A 7,436-nucleotide genomic window follows, 5' to 3' on the forward strand; every position below is an offset into this window, starting at 1 on the left:
CAACAAGGGCGAGGCCCATCACGCCCTAAAAAACGCCCTGCGCATCGGGCGGCAGGGCGAAATCCGCGATCGGACCGTCGAAGGTCAGCACTACCGTATGGCAGGGCTGAACCTGCTGGCCGCCATCATCATCTACTGGAACACCAAGCACCTCGGGCAGGCTGTCACACGGCGCCAACACGTCGGATTAGACTGTCCATCCGATCTCCTGGGGCACATCTCGCCTCTCGGATGGGCACACATCCTCCTCACAGGCGAGTATAAGTGGAAAAAACGATGAAGGGCTGGCTTAGGGTGTCATTCTGCACTCAGCCGGAATCTACCCCTTGTAGCTTATGTCAGTGTCCGAATTTCGGGGGGTAGCTCACTTTCAAAAAGTCCAGCCCCAGCGGTGTCTTAACCGGCGGGCAGACTGATACGACGCTTATATCCGCCCCAAAGCCGCCACCGCATAAAGGGCAGCGTTGTCCGCGCGGCTTTGGCGATGCACCCCTGCCCGGCGCAGGGCGCGGGTGCGTGCAGGCCCGGACGGAGCGTTGAAAACAGTCTCTAGAAGAGCTTCAGCCGCAGGGGTCAGCGCGCCCGTGGCGACCAGGGCGGCACGGTTCGCCGCCATCCAGCCACCGAATGTGCCGTCCAGCATCAGCCCCAGCCGCCGGAGCCGCGCCAGCGGACCGCGAAAGCTGCCCATGACGTTGTCTGCGTGCTGGCGGTAGTGCAGCACCGGATGGGCATCCAGCACCACCTGTGCACCCGCCCCGGTCATCAGTTGGTAAAGCCACCAGTCGTGAAAGGCGATGCCCTGTGGCACGCTTGCACGGCGCACGATGTCCAGTGCCGCGGCATTCAGCGCCGTTGAGTGGCCCGACACCACGTTCTGCACCAGCGCGTTTTCAAAGCTGGGCCCGCGTGGCCAGTCGGGCGAGGTTCCGCGCGGCGTGCCGTCCTCGTCGATATGCAGGCTGCCCGCCCCGTAAAGAACGGGTGCGTCGGTGCGCGCCAGTGCAGCGCTTGCGCGGGCCAGCTTGTCGGGTAGCCAGATGTCATCCTGATCCGACAGCGCCACAGGGCCGGATGGCAGGTCGGCGTGGCACAAAAGATGCATCCAATTCGCCGCCGCCCCGCGTTGCGGCCCCTCGATCCACCGCACGTCGTGGTCGCGGGCAAAATCCTGCACCAGCGCGCGGGTGGCATCGGTCGACCCGTCGTCCGAAACCCACAGCCGCCAATCAGCATGGCTTTGCGCGGCAAGGCTGGCCAGCTGCGCAGGCAGATGCGCGGCCCCGTTGCGGGAGGCCATCAGAACGGTAAAGGCGGGCAGGGCGGTCATCCCCCGTAGGTAGTGCAAGTAAATCTACTTGCTAAGTCATAAACTCTAATGGCAGCCATCAAGCTGTGGGGTCAAACACTTAAAAAGAAATCTAGCGGCTTCACGATCGACATGCATCATGCTGAAACTCGTTTAGGGAGCTTGGCTCAACGTAATTCAATGGGTTCTGACGCTAGGGGTGAGCAGTTTTCGAACCGATTGAGCCAGCGGTCTAAGCCAACGTCGGGAAGCAGGCCAACGTCTAATGGTTCTACCGTAAGCTTCAAAACAGAAACGGAATACCTTGCCGCGAAAATTTGTTCGGGATTTTGAAAGAACAAAATCTTGCTCAACAATGTTGCCTGAACTGAGATGCGACATCAAGCGCTGCATCTTGTATTCGAGCTTCGCGTAGTTCCGTGCGGCTGATTGTGGGGTCATAACTGAAAGGACGCGGTAGCCTGCTGCCTGTGCGCAGTAGCCGATCAACCGCTCTTGTACGTGGGCTAGCCCTCCGTCTACGTGGTGGGGCTCTTTATTATACTTTTCCCATTCCCAAGGCCACTCAAACATTTTCCGCAATGCGTGGGTGCGAAACCAGTACATCGTGCCATTCGGGGCAACGGGCGTAACAGTGTCCAATGGAATGTTAAATTTCATCTCATCCGCTAGTTGTCGCGTTGGTTGAAAATTGTTGAACCAAGAGTGCCCTAATGTGCCGAAACCGATGTGAATAATGGGGGGGATCAACAGGCCGAGATCCGGTTCTGCTTCCATTTTGTCCAAAAGATTATGGACGTAACCACGGCTTCCAACCAGATTGTCGAAAAGATGTGTCTTGAACTCTTCTGCTACGCGAGGCGAGACCTGTGGCGTCCGTTTGGAATGAAGCCGGAGTGCCACTTGGTATTTGTCGGACAGGATCACGTCTCGGAAGGTGATGAACAACGCTGACATGTCGCGTCCACGATTATGCTCGACAACACGAACATCTATCGCGTCGGTCGAGTACCCCCTATCTAGGAGATGGTTCGTGATGGTTTGTTTGTTCTCTTCGCTGGCCGTGGTGACAAACAGATGGTGACGAGCAGGAATGTTCTCCACCAACCCCGCCAGATCGACAATCATCTCAGGATAATAGGCGTGGATAAAAACAGCCACGGTTCCAAAGTTCCATTCCGATTTATCGGGCTGGAGTGCTGTCGTGGGCAATATCTCGAACTGATCTGCATTCGCGTTGAACTCGCGCATCGGTATTGTCTGGCACGCGTGATCAATTGCAGCCTGGTAAGCCGCGGGGTGCCCTTGGCGCATGAAGTCGAGGGCTGGCCTTAGAGAAATGGCATTAATATCGTGGAGCAGCGGGTCGAGTGAGAAAACCTCTAGAGGTAGGCAAGGGCATCCCTTCTTGACCAGGCTATGCACCTCGTAAAGCCGCGGATCACTTGTTTGCAGCTCGTCAAGTTCGAGTGGGTATAGAATGTCATGCCCATGCGATTTGAGAAAGTGCGCGAACGGGCCAAGACCCCGCCTAAAATCTGTCCAGTGGTCGCCACCTTCGAACGCTTGCCAAAACTCTCGGAACTCGTCCGTGGCCTGTAACGCTGCACCAAAAATCGCAAAGTCCAGATAGGGTATATGTGATGGTAGCCCCTCGTTTTTTGTGCGAGGGTCAGCTTCAGTGGCATGCCAATAGGGCGCAAACAGCCCGGCGCCGGTGCTGTCCATCTGATCGAGCATCTGTGACACGGGGCGGATAGGTCCAAGCACGTGACTGCCGGTCGCGATTATCGGGACCCTAGGGTGTCCAACCTCTTTTGCTTCCGATAATAATCCGGCCCGCACCCCTGCGAGGTAGGATGTCTTGGCTTTGGGCTCGATCAGCACACGATCAGGCTCGAACCGATCCAGCGTGCGCGCCATCTCGGCGTCCGAGAGGACGACAACCAGCCGCTGACACGACGCACGCAACTCCGCCAAGGCGTGCTCTGCCGGGGCCGTACCGATCCGCCCACGCGGGAGGACATAGATGGCCGTACAATTCATTAGGTTTTTCTCTCTGGGACCATCAGTCTTTGCACCATGGCTTCGGCAGCTTGGCGGACGGGCTCGGCCGTCGACAGCAAGTAGGCGTCGTAGTGGACGAACTTGCGGGGATCAGCTGAAAACAACGGCTCATCCTTGCCTACATCAATGCTCCAGTTGTCCTTGAGGCGAGCTTTCAAGATATTTTCTACACCGAGCCGAAGCGTGGAGTCCCCCGGCACTGTGATCACACGGCGCGCATTATGCGCATGTTTACGAACCAGTGTTTGTAACTCGCGTTGTTCTTCCACCGAAACGAGTTGAGTGAATTTCAAGCGCAAGTCGGAACCGATATTGGGCTGCCCCCGGCCGTGGATCAGTGTCATCAGCCGCAGGAACTCGGTTAGTTCGATCGGATACTTCACGTTGACCGGCTTGGCATGTCGTGCGGGGAAACCTTGCAAGTCGAGGATCGCGCCGGTCAGATTCTCGAATATGTCGATGTCGCGCCTCTTGAGAATATCATACGGTACCGCATGTATCTGGGCGCGGTCCCGGGCTAGCAGAGGGTTGAGATCGCGCATGGGGTTTAACAGGCGCGATTTCATCGGGTCCGCGAATTCTCCGGCAAAACGCTCGGCCAACCCCATCGAACGCCCCTGCTTGACCTCTTCTGCCCAGAAGGACGGGAACACGTCCAGCGGATCGCGGACCACATAGACCAGTTCGTAGGTGTCGAACCCGAGAAGGCCGGACAAGACATCGAAGTTCGCGGGCTTCCAGCGGCAGAACCCCTCGGCGGACAACACGATGCTTTGGCCTTTGGCACGAGCTGTCTCACCCAAGGTCTTCAGCACATTGCGATAGGGGGCCTGTGCGGGAAGGTACTCATTCGCATTGTGAGCGAGGTGATGATGAGCGCCCAGTGACTCGGTGCCCTCGCTGGGGTACAGCCAGCCACCGTTGCCCAGGACACGACCGCCTTTCTTGAGGTTAACCTGAATGTAACTGGATGCCGTTTTGTGTGGACCGATATGCAATACCAGCCGTCTGGATGCTGTCGTCATGTCTTGATATCCGATGCCGCAAGGGCCGCTGCTGTCGGCGCCGTTTTCTCATTCCGACCGCCGGCAGACGATATACCCGCCTCGGCCAGCCAAGCTGTCAGTTGGGTAATTCCAGTCGAAAGGCCGTGGGCCGGGCGCCATCCCAATTCGTCTGTCGCGCGGGAGATATCGGCCACGGCGTGACGAACATCGCCGGGGCGAAACTTGCCGGAAATCCGCAGGTTTCCCTCGTCTTGCCCCATTGCCAGCAGAACCTGTCTTGCGGCATCGAGGATTGTCGTTCCAGCACCACTGCCAATGTCGATAATGCCATCCGGCATGGCTTTGACGGTGCCCATCCGGAAAAATGCTGAAACGACATCATCAATAAAAACGAAATCCCTGGTGATTTCACCGTCTTCGTAGATTTCCAGCGTCTTCTCCTCGGCGACCTGCTGGGCGAAGATCGACAGGACACCGGTATAGGGATTGCGCAGCGCCTGCCCTGGGCCATAGACATTTTGCAGGCGCAAGATGCCCACCTCAGTCTCGCTTCCCCAGAATCCCTGTAATAGAAGGTATTCCTGCATCAATTTGGTCGAGGCATAGATTGAGGACGGATTGGCGGGGCAACTGGCATTGGTGGCAACCGGGATCAGGCAGTTGCCGTGGATATCCCTTGGCGCAAAATCTCCCGCAGCAAGGTTGGAATTCGTCCGCGCCACGGCTGGGGTTGGTCGTCCCTCGGCGTCGACACATGCGCCCTCGCCATACACGGCGCGGGATCCGGCGAGAATGACTCGCCGCGTTGTGGACTGCGCCGTCCTCAGGGCCTCGATGAGGTTTGCCGTTCCGCTTACGTTTACATCCGAGTACTGGACCGGCATGTCATAGGACTGGCCGGTGCCGGTTTCCGCCGCGAGATGGTAGACGATATCCGGTTTGGCCTTCTGGATCGCCGCGTCCAGAGCGGTTCGGTCGCGGACATCGCCTTTGATGATGTCAACGCCGCGCTCGGAGAGCCGCTGTCGGTTCGCATCGTGGATGCTGGCCACCTGCGGATGGAAGCTATCGAAGACCGTTACCAAACCACCGGCGCGCGTCCAGCATTCGGCAAGCCTTGATCCGATGAAGCCCACACCGCCGGTTATGAATATTCTTTCGTTCATTCGGCTCCGAATCCGGAATAATACAGAAGATTGCCTAAGTATTTACCATATCCGTTCTTTTGGTACTTGGCGACACGCTCTTCCAGCTGGTTTCCGCTGATCCAGCCCATGTTGAAGGCCACTTCATCCGGGCTTCCCGTCTGAAGCCCCTGGCGTTTTTCCAGCGTGCGCACGAAGTTCCCGGCATCCAGCAGGCTGCCGTGGGTGCCGGTATCCAGCCAAGCATAGCCCCGGCCCATGCGTTTCACGCTCAGGGAGCCGTCATGGAGGTAACTTTCCAGCAACGTCGTGATCTCAAGTTCGCCCCGATCCGAAGGCTGCACCTTCTTGGCCCGCTCCGGTGCCGTTCCGTCGAGAAAGTACAACCCCGTCACCGCGTAGTCCGACGGCGGCACCTCGGGCTTCTCGATGATCTGCGTCACTGCGCCGGCCCCATCAAAGGCCACCACGCCATATCGTTCAGGATCGGCGACATGATATCCGAACACCGTTCCGCCGGCCTTTTTCTGGTCAGCCTCAGCCAAGATCTCCGGCAGGCCGTGGCCGAAAAAGATATTGTCGCCCAGAACCATGGCAGAGGGTGCGCCATCGAGGAAATCTTCTGCAAGAATATAGGCCTGCGCCAGCCCATCGGGCGAGGGTTGCACAATATAAGTCAGCTCAATTCCCCATTGGCTGCCATCGCCGAGCGCGCGTTTGAACTGCTCCAAGTCCTGCGGCGTGGTGATCATTGCGATCTCCCGGATCCCGGCCAGCATCAGGACCGACAAGGGGTAATAGATCATCGGCTTGTCATAAACAGGGAGCAGCTGCTTCGACACGCCAAGCGTGATCGGGTAAAGCCTCGTGCCAGAGCCGCCTGCGAGAATGATGCCTTTGCGTTTGGTCATGGGTACTGATCCTGAATTTCCTTGAGAATATGAACTAGGCTACTGCGCCAATCTGGGCGCGGAATTGAAAATGTGGTTATGGTGGCGCTGCAATCGAGCCGCGAATTAGCCGGGCGCCGAGCCGGTGTCGGGAAATCAGATGTTGGAATGTCGGCGACCTCACAGGACAAGTCCGCCTGGCGGAAGATCTCGCGCGCGAAATCGGCCCAGGATACATCGGGCGCACCACTGAAATGATAAGTGCCGGTTTTCGATGGGTCCGCCTGCAACTGGTCGGCGATGCTCAGACAGGCTTCGGCGATGTCGGCCGCCGCTGTGGGGCCGCCCACCTGGTCGGCCACGATGGTGAGCTTGTCACGCTCGGCCCCGAGCCGCAGCATCGTCTTTACGAAGTTCTTGCCATGCGCCGACACCACCCAGGACGTGCGCATGATCGCGTGGCAGCCACCGACCGCGCGCACGCCATCTTCGCCCTTCAGCTTGCTGCGTCCGTAAGCGCCAAGCGGACCAGTGGGCGCGTTCGTCGGCCAAGGTGCCTCGCCAGAACCGTCGAAAACATAGTCGGTGGAAATGTGGATGAAGGGGATCTCCAGATCAGCGCAAGCCCTCGCCATTGCCGCAGGGGCTTCACCGTTGATGATTGTCGCGAGGTCTTCCTCAGTTTCGGCTTGATCAACAGCGGTGTAAGCGGCGGCATTGATCACGACAGCGGGTCTTTCAGCCCGGATCGTAGCGGCGCAGCCGGAGGGGTCCAATAGATCTGCCTGGTCACGGTCAAGCGCCAGCACATCCGCCCGTGCCTGCAGTTCCCTTGCGACCTGCCCAGTTTTTCCGAAGACGAGGAGGGTCATGTCCAACTCCCTTTTGGTGCTGTGGTGCCTATCTCTGCTAGTCTGTCCGGTTGAGACGCACCTTCATATCGTCCGATATCCGTTGCGTAGATGTCAGCGATTAGTGCGCTTGCCTGAGCAGTGATCTCGATACTCTGGAGCGCATT

Annotated in this window: 7 protein-coding genes; 1 reads left to right on the plus strand and 6 read right to left on the minus strand. The window is 58.3% G+C overall.

What is annotated here, in order from left to right; all coding sequences use genetic code 11:
• Positions 1-280: Tn3 family transposase (locus tag A3722_RS03810; protein ID WP_150120424.1), on the plus strand; the 280-nt coding region annotated here is incomplete at its 5' end.
• Between the two features lie 144 nt (positions 281-424).
• Here the strand turns inward: A3722_RS03810 and A3722_RS03815 are convergent.
• From A3722_RS03815 to rfbD, 6 genes are all read right to left on the minus strand, one after another.
• Positions 425-1,348, minus strand: a complete 924-nt coding sequence (locus A3722_RS03815; protein WP_150120044.1) for a glycosyltransferase — start codon at positions 1,346-1,348, stop codon at positions 425-427.
• Positions 1,349-1,486: 138 nt separating this feature from the next.
• Entirely contained in the window at positions 1,487-3,232 is a 1,746-nt protein-coding gene (locus A3722_RS03820; protein WP_161487637.1) for a rhamnan synthesis F family protein, read from the minus strand.
• 122 nt (positions 3,233-3,354) lie between these two features.
• Positions 3,355-4,401: a hypothetical protein gene (locus A3722_RS03825; RefSeq protein ID WP_067625502.1), complete on the minus strand. Its 1,047-nt coding sequence runs from the start codon at positions 4,399-4,401 to the stop codon at positions 3,355-3,357.
• The gene (locus A3722_RS03830) at positions 4,398-5,549 is read right to left on the minus strand and encodes an NAD-dependent epimerase/dehydratase family protein (RefSeq protein ID WP_082849341.1); all 1,152 of its coding nucleotides are present in this window, start codon (positions 5,547-5,549) and stop codon (positions 4,398-4,400) included. The genes A3722_RS03825 and A3722_RS03830 overlap by 4 nt, the downstream gene beginning before the upstream one ends.
• Positions 5,546-6,439 carry a glucose-1-phosphate thymidylyltransferase RfbA gene (gene rfbA / locus A3722_RS03835; protein WP_067625504.1) on the minus strand — a complete coding sequence of 298 codons (894 nt, stop codon included), beginning with the start codon at positions 6,437-6,439 and terminating at the stop codon, positions 5,546-5,548. The genes A3722_RS03830 and rfbA overlap by 4 nt, the downstream gene beginning before the upstream one ends.
• Complete coding sequence (rfbD, locus tag A3722_RS03840; protein WP_067625507.1) at positions 6,436-7,290, minus strand: dTDP-4-dehydrorhamnose reductase; 855 nt, start codon at positions 7,288-7,290, stop codon at positions 6,436-6,438. Before rfbD ends, rfbA begins: the two co-directional genes overlap by 4 nt.
• Positions 7,291-7,436 lie beyond the last annotated feature (146 nt).

The sequence above is a fragment of the Sulfitobacter sp. HI0027 genome (assembly GCF_001634775.1).
In the GTDB taxonomy this organism is placed as follows: Bacteria; Pseudomonadota; Alphaproteobacteria; order Rhodobacterales; family Rhodobacteraceae; genus Sulfitobacter.